We start from the raw sequence: 20031 nt of genomic DNA on the forward strand, positions 1-20031 counted from the left end.
AGGGCGCCATTAAACGCAATCCACGTTCCGTATCAACTCGGTTCGGCGGCAAGCACAAAACGATTGGTGCCGTCGGCGAGTTCGAGGTCATAGCGGTCTACCGCCCCAACGTAGTCGGGCGGCTGGATCAGTTTCTCATCAGTCGCCTCGATGCTCTTCCCGTCCACCTGCACGTTTCGAAACCCGCCGTGCGCGATGACCCGGACGGCGACACCGCTTGGACGTCGCACCGAGACTTCGCTCGCGCCGCCTCGGATTCGGATTGGCACTGTACCCGACGGGCGCGGCAGGGCCAGATCAACCTTGATGGCGCCGCCCTCCAACGTAACCATGGTCAGCTGGAGGGCCCTGAGATCGGCGTCCAGCCTGAAGGTGCCGCCTTGAACCTCGAATTGCCACGCGATCGACGGGTTGAGCGCGATATGTGCGGACCGGAGCCGCCATGTGACTGGACCGAAGCCGCGGGATTCGAGATCTACGTCGTTCCCGATTACACGGACGTTGGGCTTCGTGCCGGTGAAGCCTGCCAGGAAGAGCTCGGGCATCGCAGTCCCGGCCTTGAGTGTCACCCACGTGGCGCCGCGAGGGAACCGCAGGCGGCCTCCCGCCGAACCTTTGAGCGGCGCCGAGCTGACAGTCCGCGGAACTGCCGCGGTGTAGATGCTGACAAGCGCCAGCAGCGTTACGCCGGTGACATATGCAGCCACAAGGTTGAGGGGTGCGAGCACCATCACCAGGGCCACTACGACGATGGGCAAGAGAAGCCCCTGGCTGAAGAACCCGGTCCCCATTCCAGGCGGCAGCGGTTGGACCTGTTGGGCACGGCTCGCGTACATGTACAGCGCCGAGAAAGCGATCGCGATCAGGGCCAGATTGAACGCGTATACCTCGGCTCCGATCACGGTGTTGTGGTACCGGCCCACAACGCCTGACGAAAAGGGCAGCAGGCAGACCAGGAAAAGGACGACCAGGTTCAGCCAGAGCAGCCACACATCGGCGCTGACCACCTGTCTGAAGAGCTGGTGGTGCCGAATCCAATAGAAACCGACGAGGAAGAAGCTAAGCGCGAACGTCAGGAGGGGCGGGGCGGTCTGGAGAAGAGCGGCGGGCAGTCGTGACAGGGCATCGTTCTGCGTGATCGTCGGCACCGGCACGGTGAACACAAGCAGCGTAATGGCGACAGCGAAGACCCCATCGCTGAAAGCCATGAGCCGGCTGATGTCATAGTCGTGTTCGCTGCGGCCATCGATCGACTGCTCGTCGTCCTCCACTGATGTCCTTCGCTCGCACCACTGATGCCGGGATTCTGACCCGGCAATCGTCGTTGCGCTAGCGTCGCGGTCCTATCGACCCCCGCTAGGTTGCCGACATCATAGAGTGTGCTGGCGCGCGCGATACAGGGGGGTTGGAGTCCTCGGCCTCGACGGTGCCTGACCACTCGAGGATTTCACGGGCGTCGACTGACTGACCGTCGGTTGCCCAAAAGGGCAGACTTGGTCAACTTTGTTGACTCCGTGTGGCGGCGTGGCTAACGTCCTGACTCAAGAGTCTTCTGCTTCTCCCTTGGAAAGGAGACCGTCTTGGGCTGGTCGGAACGCTGGTTCGAGAGCATGTCGCGAACCCTGGCGACACCCCGTTCGCGTCGAAGCGTGTTGGCCGGGCTCGCCGTCAGCTCGGTCGCCTCTCTGGTGCCGGTCTCCGCCGAGGCAACGGGCGACCCGGGGGACAAGGGGAATCATGGTCAGTGCAAGAAGGAAGACGAGGACGCCTGCTGCGTCGACACCAAACGGGATCCGGCCAACTGTGGGCACTGCGGCCATGCCTGCTCAGCCGGCCAGATCTGCAGCAGTGGGAAATGCGCCTGTGTAGCCGGCCAGGCGCTCTGCGGGACCCAGTGCATCAGCGTCATGAGCGACAATCAAAACTGCGGCGGCTGCGGCCACGTTTGTCCCGCTGGCACCGGGTGTCTCCAGGGGAATTGTGTGGTCAGCTGCCCGGTCGGAGAGACCAACTGCAACGGGCTGTGTTCTAACAACCAGAACGACCCGCTGAACTGCGGTGCCTGTGGCAGGGCCTGCTCGGCCGGCTTCATGTGCTCAGCGGGGACCTGCGTCCTCAGCTGTCCCGCCGGTGAAACGACCTGCGGCAACTCGTGTGTCGATCTCACTCGGGACAGCAGCAATTGCGGGGCCTGCGGGACCGCTTGCCCCACGGGGTATGCCTGCGTCAGCGGCGCCTGCCAGATCGCCTGCGTTGCCGGCGAAACCGCCTGTACCAGCGCGAGTGGAACCCACAAGTGCACTGACCTGTCCAGCGACAACGCGAACTGCGGGGCGTGCAACCACGCCTGCGGCGCCGGCACGGCCTGCGTCAATGGCGCGTGTTCCTACACGTGCCCACCCGGGTCGACGCTCTGCGGCACGCTCTGCGTCGAGACGGCGACAGACAATGCCAACTGCGGCAGCTGCGGCCAGGCATGTCCGACGGGGACGGCCTGCGCGGGCGGCCAGTGTGTGGCGGGTTGCCCATCCGGGTCGCCGCTCTGCGGCGGAACCTGCGCCGATACTCTGACGGATAACGCCAACTGCGGCGGCTGCGGAAAGACCTGCCCGGCTGGCACTGCCTGCTCCGGCGGAGCCTGCGTGACCACCTGCGGGGCCGGCGAGACCAACTGCAGCGGCCACTGCGTCGATACCACGAGCGACCCGAACAACTGCGGAAGCTGTGGCCATGCGTGTGCGACCAACCAGTTCTGCCGCGGCGGCACGTGTCTATCGGGAACCTGTCCCGAGGGTCAGACGACCTGCAACGGGACGTGCGTCAACACCCAAATCGACGCCGCCAACTGTGGTAGCTGCGGCCATGCTTGCCCCAGTGGCCAGACCTGCGTGAACGGGGCCTGCGCCTGCCCGAGCGGCCAGCTGATGTGCGCCGGAACCTGCGTCAACAGCCAGACGGATAACGCCAACTGCGGCGCCTGCGGCCACGCCTGCACGGGTGGCCAGCAGTGCGTCGCTGGGACCTGCCAGCTCACTTGCTCGCCGGCCTGCGCCAGTGGCCAGACCTGTTGCAACGGGACGTGCGTCGACGTTCAAACCAGCCACGACAACTGCAGTGCTTGTGGCAAAGCCTGCGGACCCAATGAGATCTGCCAGGGCGGTGCCTGCAGTTGCGTCAATAACGCGGCCTGCCAGATTTGTTTCGCCGGCTCCTGCTCCCCGACCGGCACATCGGTCTGCTGCCCGGTAGGCGGGACGTGCGTCCCCGGGATCGCGGGGTTCCCGGACTCCTGCACCTGCTATCCGGCCAATGCCGTCTGCCCGGTTAACGGAAAGCCGACGTGCGTCGACACGACCAGCGATGTCAACAACTGCGGTAGCTGCGGCCACGCCTGTTCGAGCGGCCAGGTCTGCCAGGGTAGCGCGTGCATCGGCTGCCCGACCGGCCAGACGGCCTGCAATGGGACCTGCCTCAACGCGCAAACCGACGTGAACAACTGCGGCGCCTGCGGTCACGCCTGTGCGAGCGGCCAGGACTGCGTCGCCGGGACCTGCCAGTTCACCTGTTCGCCGGCGTGCGCCAGTGGCCAGAGCTGCTGCAACGGGACGTGCCGCGACCTTCAATCCAACCACGACAATTGCGGCAGCTGCGGCCACGCCTGCGGCCAGTACGAGGTCTGCCAGAACGGGACGTGTGCCTGCGGCAATACCCAGACCTGCGACTTCTGCGCCGAATTCACTTGTGGCTTTGGCTGTCAGCCCGTTCAAGGGCTGCAACAGATGTGTTGCCCCGTCGGAGCGACCTGCAGCATCAGGACAGACCAGGGTTCGGGCAAGATCTGCTTCCAGGGATGCATTTGCCCGAGCACCGCGCCGACGGTCTGCAGTACCGGCAACGGCTTCCCGACGTGCGTCAATCTCCAGACGAACAACAACAACTGCGGGAGTTGCGGCACAGTCTGCGGGACTGGCCAGTCGTGCACCCAGGGTGTGTGTTGCCCGAACGGCTTTGCGGCTTGCGGCACCACCTGCGTCAACTTCCAGTCGGATCCGAGTAACTGCGGCGGATGCGGGATCATCTGCGTGTCGCCGCAGCAATGCGTCGGAGGGACGTGCCTGTGACGGTCGCCCTTGTCGTTGGACTGATTCTGGCCTGGGCGACCGTCGCCTTCATCGGCTGGCTGCTTTACCTTACGGTGCGGCAGCAGGGCCGTGTCCTGATCGCCCACGAGGAGATCCGGACCCGCCTGGCCAACGCCGAAGCGGCGGTGCAACGGCTTGCCGACCGGCCGGTTCCCGTCCCTGTGCCTGCCATCGCGCCTCAGCCGGCTGCTGCCGCGCCGCCTCCGACCCTCGTCCTGGGTACTCCTGCGCCCGACTTCCGGCTGCCCGATCTGAAAGGCCGCTTCCGCACGCTCGCCGACTATCACGGCATGCCCTCGGTGCTCGTCTTCTTCAATCCCGACTGCGGCTTCTGCACGCAGCTGGCGCCCAAGCTTGGCGAGCTTTCGGAGTCTGCGCCTCAGCTGGTCGTGATGAGCCGCGGCGACAAGCAGGTCAACAAACAGCTGGCGCGTACGCACCACTGGAAGGGCGACGTCCTGCTCGAGCCGAACTGGGACGTTGCCTCGAGCTACCGAACCAATGCGACGCCAACCGGCTATCTCATCGATGCCGAGGGGCGCATTGCCAGCACGCTGGCCGTTGGCGTCGATGGCGTCATGACGCTGACGAGGATGCTGAACGGCGGCGGCAATGGCAAGACTCATGAGCCCGCCGCCGACTTAACCGCGGAAGGGCTCAGCCAGAAGCAGGATGCCGCGGTCGAGAAGGCAAAGGCGGCGGGCCTGTCGATTACCGACAGCAAGTTGCAGCGAGACGGCCTGCCGGCAGGGACAGAGGCGCCGAACTTCACGCTTCCCGATCTTGCCGGCCGCAAGCGGACGCTCGCCGACTTCCGCGGCAAGCGCACGTTACTCGTGTTCTCCGACCCGGACTGTGGTCCCTGTCAGACGCTCGCGCCCTCGCTTGCGCAGCTCCATGAGGCGCACCAAGGCAATAACCTCGTCGTGCTGATGGTGAGCAAAGGCGACCTCGAGGCAAACCGGCAAAAAGCGAGGGAGCACGGCTTCAACTTCCCAGTCGTGCTGCAGCGCAACTGGGAGGTTTCGAAGGACTACGCCATGTTCGCGACGCCGGTCGGCTACCTGATCGACGAGCGCGGCGTGATCGCCCGGGACGTGGCGGTCGGTGGCGATGCCATTTTGCGCCTGGTCAGCGCGGGGTAGCGGGAGCCGAGGCGAGGAGGCGAACCCGCAGGTTCAGGCTTTTCAGATGGGTCCCGTCGCCAAGGATTTCGATGCTGTACCGAGCCGCACGCGGCAGCGGCAAGTGTGGGATGGCGAAGGTGACCAGCAGAGGGATGTCCCAACCCAGGGGCAAATCCTCCGGGGTGCCTGGCTGGAAATGCCCGTGCAGCCGAAGCAGCTCACCGCCGTCCTCGTCCAGGACGCGAACTTCGACCGCATGCTGGCGGTCGGCTTCCGTACGGTGAAACAGCAGGCGGATCGCGACCGCCCCATGAAGGGCGGCCGGCAGCTGAGGCGCCGTCACCGTATCGAATCCGCCGCCAAGGACAAACGCCAGGCCATCACGGATTTGGACGGCTTCCGCCATCATCGCCCAATCGAGCTGCATCGCAGCCATAGTTATATACGACCGAAGATCAAGGCGCCGGAGCGCTAAGGAGGGAAGAGATGTTCGGACTCGGCCACGCGTGGATCATCCTGGTACTTCTACTCGCGATCGTCTTGATTGTCATCGGACCCGGCAAGCTGTCGCAGCTGGGAGGAGCGCTCGGCCAGTCGCTCAAGGAATTTCGCAAGTCGCAAAGCGAGTCGCCGCCGGCTGGGGAGCCACCCAAGCCCACCGAGTAGAGTCGAGGAAGACGACTGAAGGTGCTCCCTGCTGGGGGGTTGGGGCCTTTGGGACAGGTGAATCTGCCCGAAAGACTGGCCGGACGCTGCCTGCGCTAGGAAGCCCGGGGCCAACAGACTGCTAGCAGGTGGCTGAAGCCACGAAGGACGTCAAGCCTAGCGAAACGACACGCCCGGAGGCGGCCGTTTCACGTGCCCAGAATGGCGACGCTCCGGAACTTGATGTCTCGCGATCCTGGACGAACGATGGCCTGACGGCCGTTCTCGATCAACCGGCACCGAGCGCGGTTCCGAGTTCTCGTTCGGGTCCCGTTCCTGGGCTAACGGCGGCCATGATCATGCGCCTGCAGGCCACCTCGGGGAATGCCGCCGTCGCCGAATGGCTCCAGAACCAGCGTGCGGCCCAGCCCGCCTCGGCCCTGGCGTCGGTCGCGAGTGCGGCCACCATCGCCCCGCCGTTGAAGCCGGAGGCGCTCGCGCCGGGGCCCGACGTCGAGAAACCCGTAGCAGGTCCGCGGCCGGCACCGATGCCCGCTCAAGCGCCGGCGCGGCCCGTGGTCACGCCTGCCGCGCCGCCTCCCGCTGGGCCCGTCCCAATTCCGTACCCGGCGACGCTCGAGGCCGCGCCGGCGCTCGAGGCTCCGACAACCGAAGGCGAAACCGAGACCGCGGCGGCCCCGCCGCCCGCCGGCGCGAGTGACGACGAGCTCGAACACCTCGACAGCACCATCGACCAGGGTCAAAGCCCGCAAGCTGGCGCTCCCGCGGAGGGGGAGGGAATTAGTGCCGTTCCAGAGGCGGCGGCTGCCCCACCAGCGGAGGCGACTGACGTCGCAGAAGGAGAGGAAAAGGCGCCGGCAGCGGGGGCGGCTGAGACCGCCGACGAGATGCCGCCAGCACTCCATGCCGAGGCAGCTCCTGGGCCCGAGCCTGCAGCCGCAGCGCTAGAGCCGCCCGAGATCCCCATTCCAGCCGAGCAGCAAGCCGCCGAGGCGTCAGGCCCAAGTGCAGCCGAAGCCTCCACCGAGGCTCCGGATCAAGGGTCGGCTCCCGCCGTCGAGGCGCAGGCGGCAACGGCGCAAGAAGATGAGGCCCTACCCGCCGGCGAAGGCGATGTCAAGCAGGGTGCGAACGCCGACGTCGAGGCGATTGGTGCTCAAGGCGGCAATGATGACGCAGCCGCCGCCGAGGCGGGAGGAGGTGGTGGCGGTGGAGGCGGATCGCCAATCCCCGCACGACCGGAACCGGAAGTCCCGAACTTGTCGCAGCAGGATCCGGTCCATGCGATGAGTGCCGCGGCAGCATTGCCGCCGGCGCAGATGGTCGCCGCCATGTCAGGCGTGGCGGCCGCCGGTTCCCACGCCGTGGCCGAGGAGCGCGCCGCGCTCGCGAAGCAACCGCCCCGAAGGACTCCATCACTCGCCGTCGAGCCCACACGGGTGCCGCCCAACGGTCATGCCGTCCTATCTCCATCGCCCTCTGGGGGAGGGTCGGGGAGGGGGCTGGAAGACGCCGGTCCCGATGGCCAGCAGCTCCAACAACACAAGGCACAGCTCGATACCACGGTCGGGCAGACGCAGGTCGCCGGGGCTCGTGAAGCCGCCGCCCCAATGGGCGAGGACGCGATTGCACCGAGTGAGGCGCCGGGGAATGTCGCAGCCGAGGTGCCTGCGGCCGAGGCTCCCACCCTGCCCTCCCCCGCGAGCGGGGAAGGGAAATCGGCCGAGGAGGAGGCAGCCTCAATCGTCGCGCAACAGGAAAAGGGACCCGAGATTCGCGCCGCGGCGGCCGAAGGCACCGCGGCCATGGCGCAGCACCGCCAGGAGCACACCGCGCGCGTCGAGGAAGAGCGGGTGTCCTCCGAGAAGCAGATGGATGCGGTCGAGCGTCAACATTCAACGCAGCTCTCCGACGAGCGCGCCCGCGCGCAGTCGGCAGTGACTGAACAGCGGTCGCAATGGACCGGCCAACAGCGCGAGGTCGCCGAACAGTCCCGTACCGAGGCGGAAGGCGTGACGCAGCAGGCGGCAGAGACGGTGGTCCAGGAGCGGACCCAAGCGCAGGAGCAAGCCGCGGAGGCGCAGCGTAAGGGCGAAGCCGAGGCGGCCGCGGCACGCAAGCAGGCCGACGAGCAGGCGGCCAAAGAGAAACAGAAGTCGCAGTCGGGTGGGATCTTTGGCGCGATCGGGTCGGCGGTCAGCGCCGTCGGCTCAGCGATCGCCAAGGGCGTCACGGCGATCTACGAGGGCGCGAAGGCGCTCGCGAAGGCCGCGATCGACAAAGCCATGCAGGTCGCGACCGCCGTTTTCGAGAAGGCGCGCGCGGCGATCGCCGGCGTCGTCAACCTTGCCGTTTCGGGCCTCAGCGCGATCGGGAACCGCCTGACCTCGGCGTTCAGCGCCATTCGCGATCGCTTCGTCGGCGCGATCAAGGCCGTCGTGACGGCGGCGCGCGAGGCGGCCAACCGGATCGCGCATGCGCTGGTCGTGAGCGTCAAGGCGACGCTGAATCTCTATGCCCGCGCGCTGCACGCGGCGGCGGGCCTCCTCGAGAAGGCCTTCCATGCCGTGGTCGATAAGGTCAAAGCCGTGGTCGAGGGGGCCATCAACTTCGCGAAGAGCGCGCTGGCGGCGTTCGGCACCTTTGTCGTGCTGATCAAGGACATCGCGGCCGGCCCGGGGCAATGGATTCGCAACCTCGGCGCCGCTCTCATGGACGGCATCCGCAACCACCTGTGGGTCGCGATCAAGACCGCGGTGTCGCAGTGGTTCAACGACAAGGTCGAGTCGGTGCTCGGCATGGGCCGCGCGGTCTGGAATCTCCTCACGCGCGGCGGAATCTCCATGGCCAAGGTCGGGCAGATGGCCTGGGAGGCCATTAAAGCCGCCATCCCGGGCGTGCTCATCGCGCTGTTGATCGAGAAGCTTGTGTCGATGATCATCCCGGCGGCCGGTGCGATCCTCGCGATCATCGAGGGGCTGCAGGCCGCGTGGGGCACGATCCAACGGATCCTCGCCGCCATCGAGAAGTTCGTCGCCTTCCTGTTGCTGGTCAAACTGGGCAATGCCGGGGCGGCGTTCGCTACGGCCGTCGCCGCCGGGGCGGTGGCCGCCATCGACTTCGTCTCCAACTGGCTTCTGAAGCGGCTGCGCAAACCGGCGAGCGCGGTCGGCGGTCGCATCCGCGCGATCGCGCAAAAGATCGGCGAGAAGTTGAAGCTGATCGGGCAGGCCATCAAGAAGGGCGTCAAGACGGCCGCCGGCGCGGTGATGCGTGCCGTCAAGGCGGTCGGTCGAGGGCTGAAGAAGGGCGGAACGGTGCTTCTGAGCCGGATGGGTCGAGTGGGGAAGGCGCTCGGCAGCGGCTACGCCAAGATCAAGGCGCGGATTGCGAAGGCGACGGAAAAGCTTCGCGAAAAGTGGCGCAAGTGGCGCGAGAAGGCCAAGCGCACCAGGCTGGAGCGCGCGACTTTGGCCGTCGAACGGCAGCTGATGCACGGAATCCCAGGGCCGTTGATGTCCTTGCGCATGGCGGCCATCAAACTCTGGTATCGCCTGTCGGAAATCCACGTCACGGATGCAGGCGACCACGCGCTCATCACGCTACGCGTGAACCCGACCAGGACCATCAGGGCGGGCATCAAGGTGCGGCCCGCCCACAGCGGCTACGCGAAGGTCATCTCCGTGTCGAGCAGCGGGACGCTCTCGAGCAGCAGCCGTCGCGTCATCGCCAAGGCGGTGGAGCTGTTCAAGATGGCCGTCGCGTTCTACATGAAGCAGGGCGTGACCGACGGGCCGGAGCTTGGCCGCAAGGCGGGTGCCCTCGCGGAGAACCTGCTGATCGAGTGGTCATTGGCGACCGGCGGCGTCAAGGATATTAACGTGGGTGCCGAGTTCCCATCCTTTGGTGGCGTTCCGCTGGGGCCGCCGCATGGAAAGATCTCCTCGGACGTGCGCTACTCGCGAGGTCGCGTCATCCTAGACTTCAAGCTCACCGAGTACAAACGGCAATCGCAGCACACCGCCTTCATCAAGTTCGCGATCCAGAACGGCTATACCGTGGTCTACGTGTACGGGAAGATATAGAGGCATGGGACTTAACGGGCACCAGGTCTATATCTGGGAAGGCAGTGCCGGTCGCGTGACCGAGCTCATCAAGCGCTACGTGAAGGAGGTCGGCTGCTCGGCGGCCGTCGGCTTCGAGTCCGACAAGCCGAGCCCAGCCATGGCCAACCGAACGCAGCGCGAATTCACCCTGTCGGATCCCAGGAACGACATCATCTCTATATGGGAGGACGGCGCCTGGGGTGACAAGCGGCTCGCCCGCTACCTCTCGAAGGAGCTCGAAACGCGATCGATCTGGCTGGCGCTCTCGTCCGTGACCGATCAGTGGGCCTATGTCATCTACGCAAATGGCTCGGTCGCGGATTCCAAGATCGAGACAACCGATGAGTATTACGAGCAGGCCAGTGAGTTCGCCAAGCGCCACAAGCTTCCGTTCGCGCTCATCTATCTGCCGGAGCCAGCGGGAAGCATGGCGAGCGACGTGGCCGAGTTCAAGAAGCAATTTGGCACGGACTGGCTCCACTCCGAGCCGGAGGTCGACGAAACAGAGATCGAGCACGAGATCATGGACGACCCGGACCCTGCAGACGCAGCCGAGATTCAGGCTGAGGAGGCCCGAGTGAAGCAGCAGGCGGAAGTCGCGAAGTTTCCCAAGCTGACCATCCCCTGCAAGTAGCTGCGATGGCGTATCACGTGACAATCGAGAAGACGGCCGAGAGTCCGACCGCGGTTGTCAAAGCGAACACGACGTGGCGTGAGTTTCCGATGCTGTGGCGCACGCTGCTCGACGATGTGTGGGACTTCCTCCGCGCCACACCTGGGCTGCGTGCCGACGGCCACAATGTCATGCTCTATCAGCGCGGCCTGCGTGACGGCGAGGTCGCGGTCGAGGTTGGCGTCCAGGTGACCCGATCCTTCGAGGCCGCTGGCCGCGTCGTCCCATCGACGTTGCCGGCCGGCGAGGCGGCGGCGACCGTCCACAGTGGAACAGCCGCAGAGATCGGCGCGGTGCACGATGCCGTTGTGGCGTGGTGCGCGGCGCAGCGCCGCCAGTTGACCGGTGTCAGGTGGGAGATCTACGGAGACCCCGACCCTCAGACCGGCCATTTCGACGTCGCGGTGTACTGGCAGCTTGCCCAGGTCGAGCGGGCCTGAAGGTTCGCGATAGGGGAGGGAAGTTCAGGATTTAATGGAGTCGCTCAACGGCCGGCCCGCTCACGCCGGCCTTGCCCAGCACGCGGCTTATTGCCGCAATGAGCCAGACCCGGTCTGACTCAGCGATCGCCGGAGCGTCTTCGTTCACGGCCATGTCGATCGACTTCGCACGCAGCTCTTTGAGCCGGGCACCGGCTGCCTCCGGCAGGTAATCGCCGAACATCGAGAGCGCGAGAGTGGCGCCGTGAACCGCGCGGGCAAGCTCGACCGGGGACCGAAAGGGCTCCGCGGCGATGAGCGCGCCGAGCGACCGAGCCAGCAACCGCTGCTCGGCGAGCGCGCCCTCGTCCAGGATTTCGATCGCCATTACGGCTCCAACCTACGCCGCGGAGGTATCGGTAGGTGTTACGGTCGGCCGCTACGCGTACCGCAACGGTACAAACGTTTGATGTAGTAGGGGCGGGCCCGGTGCCACTCCGAATGCTCATGAAAGAATTCACCGCTAACCAAATTGCCGCTGCGCTGGGAGGCCATCCCGGCAGCGCCGAGCAGGAGCTTCGCTTGCTCCGTCTCTTTCAGTCGGACGCTGGTGCCCAGCCCGCAGTCGAGGTCGTGGTCCAACCCGAACTGATGCGTGCGCCTCTGGCTAAAGCGGCTTAACCCTGGTCAGGCGTGAGTCTGATAATCGGGATCTCCCGGTCCGTCCGCTCCTGATACTCGCCGTATTGTGGCGACATCGCCGCAACCGCCCGGAAAGAGGCGAGGCGTGCTGCGCCTGTAAGCACCTCGCCGCGGACTTTGAGGTTCCGGCGGCCGACCTTCAACCAGATGTCGTCCGGATTCTTGAGCATGTTGACGAACCACGCCGGATTCGTATCCGCGCCGGCCTTCGAGGCAACGACGAGCCAGGCATTCTCGCCGTCGGCGAATCCATTGATCTGCGCGGTGCGTTGCCGTCCCGATTTCGCTCCCTTCGTTGCCAGCGTCACGACCGAAAACCCCATCTCCAAACGATAGCGGGTTGCTAGACTCAGGCGCCGTGGCCGTGCTGGACTGGATGCTGGATTCGGACCCTTCCATCCGATGGCAGGCGTTGCGCGATCTTGTCGATGCGCCGACTGAAGTCGTCGCGGCGGAGCGGTCACGGGTGGCCACCGAGGGGTGGGGCGCCCGGCTGCTGGCCTTGCAGGGCGAAGACGGCCAGTGGGAGGGAGGCGCGCTTTTCCCCGCGCGCAGGAGTGAATCCGCAGGCGCCCAGAACGAGGGTCAGCCCTGGACGGCCACGGCGTACAGCCTCGTGATGCTGCGGGACCTTGGGGTCGACCCACGTTGCGACCGCGTGCGCCGAGCTGTGGCGCAAGTTAGAGAGCACTGCCGTTGGGAGCACGCCGGTCAGCCGTTCTTTGCCGGCGAGGTCGAGCCGTGCATCAACGGTATGGTCGTCGCGCTGGGTGCCTACTTCGACCAGGATGTCGATGGTGTCGTCGCACGGCTCGTCGGTGAGCAGCTAGAGGACGGCGGGTGGAACTGCGAGGTGGAGAACGGTTCGGTTCGCTCTTCCTTCAATACCACGATCAGGGTCCTGGAAGGGCTGTTGGCACACGAGCGCGAAACCGGTGGCTCGGCGCAATCCATCACGGCTCGACGCCGGGGTGAGGCATATCTCCTCGAGCGAAAGCTGTTCCGGCGCAAGAGCACCGGCGAAGTCGTCAACCAGTCCTGGCTGCAATTCTCGTTTCCAACCCGCTGGCACTACGACGTGCTGCGTGGCCTGGAGTACTTCCGAGAAGCCGGCGATCCGCCGGACCCGCGGGTCGACGAAGCGATTCAATTGCTCCGCTCCAAGCTGCAGCCCGATGGGACGTGGCTGCGGGAGAACACACATCGTGGCAAAGTCCATTTCACGCTTGAAGACGGCGATGGTCGACCCAGCCGGTGGAACACGCTGCGGGCTCTCCGTGTTCTCCGCTGGTACGAGCAATCAGCTAACGAAACGCGGCGATGAAGGAGTTCGAGCCGCTGATCGGCGAATGGCACGGCGAAGGAGAGGTTCCGATGGAGCCTCCGATGAAGATCTCCGTGGAGGAAACGACCGAGCGCCTCGGCAAATTCATCGTCATCAGCTCGGTGGGGGAGCCCGCCGAGATGCCGGCCACCGTCTCGATCGTCGGCGGCGCGCCGGATGGCGAGCCCCAGCCGATGTACTACTTCGACTCTCGTGGGGTCAAGCGGCTCTTCATGATGGCCCTCGAAGGCTCGACTTGGACGATCTGGCGGGCCCCAGGCGAGGATTGGAACGGCCCGAGGAGATACCAACGAAAATGAACCCCCGAATCGACATCATTACGCTTGCTGTCGCCGATCTTGAGCGGGCGCTTCACTTCTACCGAGACGGCCTGGGATTGGAGTCGCGCGGTGTGATCGCGACCGAATTCGTCGGCGACGATGTCAACGCGGCAGGGGCAATCGCGATGTTCAAGCTCCGGGACGGGCTGATCCTGTCGCTTTACCCCCGCACCGAGCTGGCAAAGGACGCCAAGGTCCCGCTCGCTCCACAGAAGACCGGTGAGTTCAGCATCGGACAGACGGTCGCAAGCAAGACCGAGGTCGACGCCCTGCTCGCCAAAGCCCAAGCGGCCGGAGCCACCATCACCGACCGACCGCACGACCGTCCCTGGGGAATCTATTCCGGTTACTTTCGCGATCCCGACGGACACCTTTGGGAAATCATCTGGAACCCAAAACCCGGTAGCCCTGGTGAGTGATCGCCATGCGCAGCATGTCTAGCCGAAGGTGAAGCAGTAGGCCTCGACGCCCGCATCGAGGAACTCGATCTCGAAAGTCCGGCCCTCAATATCGCCCGGCTGGCGGATGAGCTGGTAGAGCCGCTGATCATCCGCAGTGCCCTGGCCCTGACTGTCGACGTCGGTTCCATGGGTGGCGCCTGCGGCCTTGCCATCGATAAAGACGCGAAACCGCACCGCAGCGGCACCTTTGGGCGGTCCCATGACGAGGTTGACGTCACGGGCATGAAAGCGAAAGGCGATACGCGCGTTCGCCTCGTTGAGAACCGCTGCCCGTCCCGTGATCGTCCAAAGTCCAGATAGGGCCCAATCGTTCAGGTTCAGACGGCTGGGAACGGTATAGGTGCGAGGCTTGTTCGGGACCGCACCACCGGGCGACGCAAAACCTTCCGCCTGCTCGTAGCCGGTGTAGGTCTCTCCCGACTCGAGGGTGCTCCCTTCGGCGCCAACCTCGGTTCCCTCCGGTTGGACCGTTACCAGGTCATCGCGGAATCCGCTGAATCCCGCGTCCGCAAGCAACTGCTCAAGGATCATCTCCGACATCTCGTAGGCGCCCTCGCCGAAGTGATGGGCTCGGATCCGTCCCTGGGCATCCGCAAGATAGAGCGCCGGCCAGTAGTTGTTGTCGAACGCCCGCCAGACCCCGTAGTTGCTGTCGACCGCGATTGGGTAGTCGACCCCCAGTGCTTTTGCTTGCTTGCGGACGTTGTCAATGTCTCCCTCAAACGGAAATTCCGGCGTATGGACGCCGATCACCACCAGGCCTTTGTCGCCGTATTTCTCAGCCCAGGCACGAACGTAGGGAAACGTCCGCAACCAGTTGACGCAGGTAAAGGTCCAGAAGTCGACAAGAACGACTTTCCCCCGCAGGTCAGCCGGCGACAACGGCTCGGAATTGAGCCACCCCGTTGCGCCGGCAAACGAAGCCAGCTCACCTTCAATCGGTAGCTTCGCGGCCCTGGCCTTGAGCTGCTGCATCAGCTGGTCGTCGACTTTGACCGCCTCGCGTGGCGGTTCTACCCCGGCCGGGTGCGTCCCGGCAAAAAAGATCTGCTTTGCTTTCATGCCCGTCTACTCCATCCTGCGCCCTATTTCGCGGATGTCAACTCTTGATCTATTTGTGCACGGCGGATCACGGATCGCGCGACCCGCGCGGCAACGACATCGGCCTGGCTGAACGCGCAGAATTGAACTCATGTCGCGACAAGAGGTTGACGAGTATTTGGCGAATCTGGATGAGCCCAAACGGACTGCCTTGCAGCAGCTGCGGGAGACCATTCACAGCATCGTTCCCGAAGCGGAGGAGGGCATCTCCTATGGGATGCCGGCGTACCGGCTCCGGGGCAAGGTCATAGCTGGGTTCGCCGCGTTCAAGAACCACCTCAGCTACCTGCCGCACAGTGGTTCGGTATTTGCGGAGATACCTGATGACGTTGCCGGGTACGTGACGTCCAAAGGTGCATTGCAGTTTCCGATCGAGCGGCCACTTCCCAAGGCTCTCGTCAAGAAGCTAATCGCCATCCGTCTCAGGCAGGTCGGTCAGCGCTAATCGGATCGAGCGGTTACGGCAGCCACAAGCGGTTCAGAAAGGCGGTCGCTGATTTCGTCGGAGACCTCAAGGTGGGAAAGTTCCGAAAAGGGTCTTGGGGTGAAGGGCATTCGGGGTGCCGAGCCCTCCATCGCGGCCGGCGTCGGGTGCGGAGCGGTGCTGGGCGCCGGCGCGCTGCTGCTCCGCCCGCGCGCAATGGACTAAACGGGACCATCGGCTGGAAGTTCATTGGCGCGAACGATCGAATCGTCGCCATGCTGCTGGTTGGGATGTGATCGCAACCGTCGCCTGGCCAGCGCGAGGGGATGGCTAAGGGACTACGCAAGCTCCTTGACGCGGGTGCCCGCCGTCGTCTCCCTTGCCAGGAAATCGACAACGGCCTTGAGGTCGCCGGTCGTTTTGAAATGGCGCAGCTGGCGGTCGGCGCTCGTGCCCTCTTCGAGCACGGTTGTCACATAGGCGACGGCCGTTCGCGATCCTAGATCGTCAACCACGTCGTCCACAAAGTCCAGCAGCTCAAGGGCAAGATCGCGCATTGGTACCTCGCACTGCCTCCCGAAGTCGATCAGCTTGCCGTCAATCCCGTGGCGGATGGCGCGCCACTTGTTCTCAGTGATAAGGCTGGGCACGTACTTCCGGAAGCCGAGGTTCTGGCGACGCAGCTTGATGAGCTTGGCGCAAATCGCCTGAAAGAGCGCGGCAAGCATCAGAGTCTCTTCCACTCTCGTGGCGGCGTCGCACACCCTGAACTCGAGGGTCGGATAAATGACGTGCGGCCGCACATCCCACCAAATCTTCCGGCCATTGTCGATGCTGCCGGTCTTCACGAGGAGCTCGACGTAGTTCTCGAATTCGTCCCAGGAGGCAAAGTCCGGTGGGATGCCGGTCCGCGGGAAGCTCGACCAGATGACGTGGCGATAGGACTTGAGACCAGTGTTCCTCGACAGCCAGAAGGGACTGGATGTCGAGAGCGCCAGCATGTGGGGCAGGAAATAGCGAGCCTCGTTCATGATCGCGATCCGCACGTCGCGGTCTGGAATGCCGATGTGGACGTGGACCGCAAAGATAAGCAGGTCCCGGATGACGTCCTGCATCTCCTCCTCCAGGACTTTGTACCGTTCCCGTTGGGTAACCTGTTGCTCCTGCCAACGCGAAAAAGGATGCGTGCCGGCGGAAACAATGCGCAAGCCGGCTGGTCGCAGGTACGATGCGATGGCACCCCGCAACCGTATGATCTCGTCCCGTGCTTCGTTAATGTCGTTGCAGATGCGCGTGCCGACCTCGACAACCGATTGCAGCATCTCTGGCTTGATCTGTTCACCCAGCTCCGGTGTTGCCTGCTCCATCAAGACCTCGATGTGAGACTTGAGCTGCCCCTGCGGGTCGACGATCTGGAACTCCTCCTCGATCCCGATGGTGAGCCAGCGCGCCTCGTCGCTCACTGCTCGCCTTCGACGACGTAGCTCGGGGCAACGCTCCCGTCCCCGGCCGTGACGTTCAACAGCTCGGAAGAAGACAGCCGGCTCAGGCAGCCGGAGACCCGGCCATTGAAAAGATAGGGATCCATGTCCATGGCGAAGTCGATGTAGCGGATCGTTCCCAGCACGACAGGGAATAGCTGACGAGGGATCGGCACCGCCTCCTGCACGACGTACGACTCCTCGAGTGCCTTCTGCACGGTTCGCTGCCACTCCTCCCGGGGGACGGCCCAGCCGAGCACCACGCCTTTGCCGCCGTACTCGTCGTTGGGCTTCAGCACCAGCTCTTCAGGATGACCGGCAACGTACTGCGGCAGGTCGTCAATCCGGTTGCCGTTCCGTCGGGTCGACCCGGCGCGCATCTTGCGTGTCCATGGTATGTGCCGGTCGATGGCTCGGCGCTGCGGGGCTGTGTACAGGTGCGCGTAGCGGTCGTCCGAGAGCAGCGCGAGCGACATCTTCTTGTGCAGCAGCTTGGCTCGGAAACTGTTCAACACGCAGGCCGCGCCGGCCAGGTAGGCATCCCTCAGCGCCCGGCTCTCCTGTCCACGCTCCAACAGCTCGCTTGTGAGCACCCGCCGGTACACCAGGTTCACCGGCTGGCCATCGGCGTAAAGGGTTCCGCCGCGAAACTCGAGCGCCAGCGGGTCGGCGATGATCGTTCGGATACCGCGCGCGGTAAAGAAGTCTCGAAACAGCTCGAACTCGCGTGAGGTCGGCAACCCGCGCCAGTCGATGATCGCGACCACTGGCGTTCTGGCCCGGCCCCACTCCTTGAAGCCGCGCAGCATGGCGCCGAGCTGACGCGACCGGAGCGGCAGCGCTCGCAGCCGGAACCGTTTTCGGAAGGCCCGCATGACCGGCAGTCGCTCGAAGATCGCGATCAGCTCATCGTTGTAGGCCATCCCCCCCGGCGACTCGGCGTTGTATTCCACATAGCGGAGGCGGTCACTGTAGAAACCGTCGATCCGGGAGGAGGTCGAGGACGAGTCGCAACCCCGATCCGCCAAAGCCAGCCGCTCCTCATCGGGGCGAAGGTCAAGCTCAGCCCTCAGCGTCGCATCCTCTATTAATGCGCGCTCCAGCCGCGCGAGAGCTCCAAAGATCACGTGCGAGGCGGCCACCGCGGCGTCGTAATGGCGGCGGGGGATCAGCTGCGGTCGCAGCGTGATCGAAACCGGACGGTCACCGAATACCAGCCGGCGCGCCCGCTGGCCCTCGTGCAACGCCTCGGCACTCCCTTGCGCGATCCGCTCGTCCTCGAGCAGGTTGTGGTAGGTGGCGACCGGGTCGTTCATTTCACGTAGTGCCACCAGCGGTGCTCGCCACGCCAGGGCGGTGTCGTCTGCCCACGCGCATAGCCGAGTACCAGCGCCGTCATCTGGTCGACCACCCATTCAAAGCTGTCTTGCTTGATCGAGACGCGGTCGAAGTCGGGCGCGGGGTTCAGGAAGTCGATGGCATAGAGCGTGCCGTCCCGGACGGCGAACTCCACCGTGTCCATGTCGTAACCAAGCGCCTGGGTCAGCGTGCGGGCATCACGGGCGGCCGCCTCGGCCAGAGCGCCATCGACACGACCTTCATACCGATTCAGTCCTTCGTTCTTGGGGTTATAGCGGATGGGCAGGATGTGCTCGCGCCCGATGCAGATGCAGCGCAGGTAGTCCGACCAGTCAATAAACTCCTGCAAGATCATCGTCTTCTGCCCGGAGGTGTCGTAGGCGCCGATCAGCTCCTCGATCGAATGGACGAAGTGGACGTCCTTCCAGCCGCCCCCGGTGTTCGGCTTGAGCACCGCCGGCAGGCCAGTGTAGGCGACCAGTCGCTCCCAATCGAGCGGATACTTCAGGTTGCGCAATGACTTCTCGTGATCAATTTCGGGGATATAGTCCCGGTTGGGCAGCGCCACTGTCCTCGGCACGGCGACCCCGAGCTTGCGGGCCAGCGTACATTCGAAGAACTTCTCGTCGGCCTGCCACCAGAAAGGGTCGTTGATCACCACGGTCCCGAGCAGCGCGGCACTCTTGAGATAGGCGCGGTAATAGGGCACCTCGTGCGAGATCCGGTCGACGATGACGGCGTAGGCAGGCTCCTCCAGCTCGCCGTTCCCGCCCAGGCTGACGAGCTCGGCGCTGATCCCGTCCGCTTTGCCGGCGCGGTTCACCGACTCCAGGAAGGGTTGCGGAAAGGTGTTCTCGCTCCCGACCAGCAACCCCACCGTCTTCGACCGCGGTGCGCTAGACATAGCGGCGCATCATCTCCATCCAGTACGGCCAGTCGTGTGACCCGCCCGGCCAGATATCGAGCCAAACGTCGATCGCCTTCTCCCGCAAGAGCGTGCCGACCCGCACCGACTCGGTCACATACGCGTCCTGCTCGCCGCTCGCGATCACCTTTTTCGTGAAGCCGCGGACCGGTCGGAGGTACTTCTCGTCCGTAAGACCAGGCAGGAACGCCAGTGGATTGGTGAAGTAGACGTCATCGTCGAAGTAGCCGTCCAGCCAGTGCCTGGCGTCGTAGGCACCAGAGAGCGCGACGAAGCCGCTCAGCCGGTCAGGATGACGGAGCGCCAGCAGCACGGCGTGGAACGCACCAAAGGAAGTTCCCACCGCCACGGGCGGCTGGCCCATCAGCGGCAGTACTTCTTGGAGCAGGTAGCGCTCGTACTGGAGGTGCCTCAGGACGCGCTCGCGGGCCGCGACGCTGTGCGCATACCAGGACTCTGAGTCGATGCTGTCGACGCACCAGAGCTGGATGAAGCCCGCGTCCAGCTTGTCCCGGAGGGCGCCGACCATGCCAAAGTCCTCCCACTGGTAGAAGCGCCCCTGCGATGTCGGGAAGACCAAGAGTGGGAGACCGGACGTGCCGAAGCGGAGGGCCTCCATCTCCCGGCCCAGGGATGGGCTCCACGCGCGCACGTACTCCCGCACTGCCCGCTCCTTGTTAACGAGAGTGTAGCCGGTGTGTGGCGGTTCTCTGTACCACGCCCCAGCGGGCGATATGGCGATAAGTCCGATCGGCAGGCATACTGATCCCGCCATGAAAG

At 64.8% G+C, this 20031-nt stretch carries 24 protein-coding genes; 9 read left to right on the forward strand and 15 right to left on the reverse strand.

From position 1 onward, the window contains the following. Positions 1-32: 32 nt before the first annotated feature. The 7 genes from VHK65_10835 to VHK65_10865 form a co-directional block, all read right to left on the reverse strand. A complete protein-coding gene (locus VHK65_10835; GenBank protein HVS06645.1) occupies positions 33-1271 on the reverse strand; it encodes a TMEM175 family protein in 1239 nt (412 codons plus the stop codon). A gap of 647 nt (positions 1272-1918) precedes the next feature. Further along, positions 1919-2374, reverse strand: a complete 456-nt coding sequence (locus tag VHK65_10840) for a hypothetical protein (GenBank protein HVS06646.1) — start codon at positions 2372-2374, stop codon at positions 1919-1921. A gap of 12 nt (positions 2375-2386) precedes the next feature. Continuing rightward, complete coding sequence (locus VHK65_10845; protein HVS06647.1) at positions 2387-2767, reverse strand: hypothetical protein; 381 nt, start codon at positions 2765-2767, stop codon at positions 2387-2389. A gap of 27 nt (positions 2768-2794) precedes the next feature. Next, the gene (locus VHK65_10850) at positions 2795-3073 is read right to left on the reverse strand and encodes a hypothetical protein (GenBank protein HVS06648.1); all 279 of its coding nucleotides are present in this window, start codon (positions 3071-3073) and stop codon (positions 2795-2797) included. An 18-nt stretch (positions 3074-3091) separates the two neighbouring features. After that, positions 3092-3295 carry a hypothetical protein gene (locus VHK65_10855; protein HVS06649.1) on the reverse strand — a complete coding sequence of 68 codons (204 nt, stop codon included), beginning with the start codon at positions 3293-3295 and terminating at the stop codon, positions 3092-3094. Positions 3296-3298: 3 nt separating this feature from the next. Next, a complete protein-coding gene (locus tag VHK65_10860; protein HVS06650.1) occupies positions 3299-3475 on the reverse strand; it encodes a hypothetical protein in 177 nt (58 codons plus the stop codon). Positions 3476-3763: 288 nt separating this feature from the next. Then, positions 3764-4078, reverse strand: a complete 315-nt coding sequence (locus VHK65_10865; protein HVS06651.1) for a hypothetical protein — start codon at positions 4076-4078, stop codon at positions 3764-3766. 39 nt (positions 4079-4117) lie between these two features. On the opposite strand from VHK65_10865, the gene VHK65_10870 reads away from it, so the two are divergent. Then, a complete protein-coding gene (locus VHK65_10870) occupies positions 4118-5287 on the forward strand; it encodes a redoxin domain-containing protein (protein HVS06652.1) in 1170 nt (389 codons plus the stop codon). Here the strand turns inward: VHK65_10870 and VHK65_10875 are convergent. Next, complete coding sequence (locus tag VHK65_10875) at positions 5274-5705, reverse strand: hypothetical protein (GenBank protein ID HVS06653.1); 432 nt, start codon at positions 5703-5705, stop codon at positions 5274-5276. The genes VHK65_10870 and VHK65_10875 overlap by 14 nt on opposite strands. Positions 5706-5755: 50 nt before the next feature. Here VHK65_10875 and VHK65_10880 point away from each other — a divergent pair, with 50 nt between their 5' ends. The 4 genes from VHK65_10880 (at position 5756) to VHK65_10895 (ending at position 11154) form a co-directional block, all read left to right on the forward strand. Beyond that, positions 5756-5935 carry a twin-arginine translocase TatA/TatE family subunit gene (locus VHK65_10880; protein ID HVS06654.1) on the forward strand — a complete coding sequence of 60 codons (180 nt, stop codon included), beginning with the start codon at positions 5756-5758 and terminating at the stop codon, positions 5933-5935. Positions 5936-6063: 128 nt separating this feature from the next. Next, positions 6064-10020: a hypothetical protein gene (locus VHK65_10885; GenBank protein HVS06655.1), complete on the forward strand. Its 3957-nt coding sequence runs from the start codon at positions 6064-6066 to the stop codon at positions 10018-10020. Between the two features lie 4 nt (positions 10021-10024). Then, positions 10025-10675, forward strand: a complete 651-nt coding sequence (locus VHK65_10890; GenBank protein HVS06656.1) for a hypothetical protein — start codon at positions 10025-10027, stop codon at positions 10673-10675. 17 nt (positions 10676-10692) lie between these two features. Beyond that, positions 10693-11154, forward strand: coding sequence for a GyrI-like domain-containing protein (locus VHK65_10895; protein ID HVS06657.1), 462 nt, complete (start codon positions 10693-10695; stop codon positions 11152-11154). A 31-nt stretch (positions 11155-11185) separates the two neighbouring features. Here the strand turns inward: VHK65_10895 and VHK65_10900 are convergent, their stop codons facing one another. Next, positions 11186-11521 carry a hypothetical protein gene (locus VHK65_10900; GenBank protein ID HVS06658.1) on the reverse strand — a complete coding sequence of 112 codons (336 nt, stop codon included), beginning with the start codon at positions 11519-11521 and terminating at the stop codon, positions 11186-11188. A 289-nt stretch (positions 11522-11810) separates the two neighbouring features. Continuing rightward, positions 11811-12158, reverse strand: coding sequence for a nitroreductase/quinone reductase family protein (locus VHK65_10905; protein ID HVS06659.1), 348 nt, complete (start codon positions 12156-12158; stop codon positions 11811-11813). Positions 12159-12193: 35 nt separating this feature from the next. Here VHK65_10905 and VHK65_10910 point away from each other — a divergent pair, with 35 nt between their 5' ends. From VHK65_10910 to VHK65_10920, 3 genes are read left to right on the forward strand one after another with little or no spacing between them, the layout of a single operon-like run. Next, positions 12194-13159 carry a hypothetical protein gene (locus VHK65_10910; GenBank protein HVS06660.1) on the forward strand — a complete coding sequence of 322 codons (966 nt, stop codon included), beginning with the start codon at positions 12194-12196 and terminating at the stop codon, positions 13157-13159. Beyond that, positions 13156-13479 (forward strand): hypothetical protein, encoded by a 324-nt coding sequence (locus tag VHK65_10915; GenBank protein ID HVS06661.1) that lies wholly within the window; start codon positions 13156-13158, stop codon positions 13477-13479. Before VHK65_10910 ends, VHK65_10915 begins: the two co-directional genes overlap by 4 nt. Then, a complete protein-coding gene (locus VHK65_10920; protein ID HVS06662.1) occupies positions 13476-13919 on the forward strand; it encodes a VOC family protein in 444 nt (147 codons plus the stop codon). Before VHK65_10915 ends, VHK65_10920 begins: the two co-directional genes overlap by 4 nt. Positions 13920-13937: 18 nt before the next feature. On the opposite strand, the gene VHK65_10925 is transcribed toward VHK65_10920, so the two are convergent. Continuing rightward, on the reverse strand, positions 13938-15023 hold the full coding sequence (locus VHK65_10925) for a thioredoxin family protein (protein ID HVS06663.1): 1086 nt from the start codon (positions 15021-15023) through the stop codon (positions 13938-13940). A gap of 130 nt (positions 15024-15153) precedes the next feature. Here VHK65_10925 and VHK65_10930 point away from each other — a divergent pair, with 130 nt between their 5' ends. After that, positions 15154-15507, forward strand: coding sequence for a DUF1801 domain-containing protein (locus tag VHK65_10930; protein ID HVS06664.1), 354 nt, complete (start codon positions 15154-15156; stop codon positions 15505-15507). A gap of 317 nt (positions 15508-15824) precedes the next feature. Here the strand turns inward: VHK65_10930 and VHK65_10935 are convergent, their stop codons facing one another. The 4 genes from VHK65_10935 to VHK65_10950 are packed head-to-tail and all read right to left on the reverse strand — an operon-like array spanning position 15825 to position 19915. After that, positions 15825-16949, reverse strand: a complete 1125-nt coding sequence (locus VHK65_10935) for a carboxylate-amine ligase (GenBank protein ID HVS06665.1) — start codon at positions 16947-16949, stop codon at positions 15825-15827. Continuing rightward, the gene (locus VHK65_10940) at positions 16946-18283 is read right to left on the reverse strand and encodes a hypothetical protein (GenBank protein ID HVS06666.1); all 1338 of its coding nucleotides are present in this window, start codon (positions 18281-18283) and stop codon (positions 16946-16948) included. Before VHK65_10940 ends, VHK65_10935 begins: the two co-directional genes overlap by 4 nt. Then, positions 18280-19230, reverse strand: a complete 951-nt coding sequence (locus VHK65_10945; GenBank protein ID HVS06667.1) for a hypothetical protein — start codon at positions 19228-19230, stop codon at positions 18280-18282. Before VHK65_10945 ends, VHK65_10940 begins: the two co-directional genes overlap by 4 nt. After that, positions 19223-19915: an alpha/beta fold hydrolase gene (locus tag VHK65_10950; protein HVS06668.1), complete on the reverse strand. Its 693-nt coding sequence runs from the start codon at positions 19913-19915 to the stop codon at positions 19223-19225. Before VHK65_10950 ends, VHK65_10945 begins: the two co-directional genes overlap by 8 nt. Positions 19916-20031: the final 116 nt, after the last annotated feature.

Source organism: Candidatus Dormiibacterota bacterium, assembly GCA_035544955.1.
GTDB lineage: Bacteria > Chloroflexota > Dormibacteria > CF-121 > CF-121 > CF-13.

Coding starts and splice junctions, on each gene's coding strand:
- VHK65_10880 (HVS06654.1), top strand. CDS start 5,756: ATGTTCGGACTCGGCCACGCGTGGATCATCCTGGTACTTCTACTCGCG.
- VHK65_10945 (HVS06667.1), bottom strand. CDS start 19,230: ATGTCTAGCGCACCGCGGTCGAAGACGGTGGGGTTGCTGGTCGGGAGC.
- VHK65_10930 (HVS06664.1), top strand. CDS start 15,154: ATGTCGCGACAAGAGGTTGACGAGTATTTGGCGAATCTGGATGAGCCC.
- VHK65_10890 (HVS06656.1), top strand. CDS start 10,025: ATGGGACTTAACGGGCACCAGGTCTATATCTGGGAAGGCAGTGCCGGT.
- VHK65_10900 (HVS06658.1), bottom strand. CDS start 11,521: ATGGCGATCGAAATCCTGGACGAGGGCGCGCTCGCCGAGCAGCGGTTG.
- VHK65_10940 (HVS06666.1), bottom strand. CDS start 18,283: ATGAACGACCCGGTCGCCACCTACCACAACCTGCTCGAGGACGAGCGG.
- VHK65_10865 (HVS06651.1), bottom strand. CDS start 4,078: ATGATCCCGCATCCGCCGCAGTTACTCGGATCCGACTGGAAGTTGACG.
- VHK65_10915 (HVS06661.1), top strand. CDS start 13,156: ATGAAGGAGTTCGAGCCGCTGATCGGCGAATGGCACGGCGAAGGAGAG.
- VHK65_10875 (HVS06653.1), bottom strand. CDS start 5,705: ATGGCTGCGATGCAGCTCGATTGGGCGATGATGGCGGAAGCCGTCCAA.
- VHK65_10925 (HVS06663.1), bottom strand. CDS start 15,023: ATGAAAGCAAAGCAGATCTTTTTTGCCGGGACGCACCCGGCCGGGGTA.
- VHK65_10920 (HVS06662.1), top strand. CDS start 13,476: ATGAACCCCCGAATCGACATCATTACGCTTGCTGTCGCCGATCTTGAG.
- VHK65_10905 (HVS06659.1), bottom strand. CDS start 12,158: ATGGGGTTTTCGGTCGTGACGCTGGCAACGAAGGGAGCGAAATCGGGA.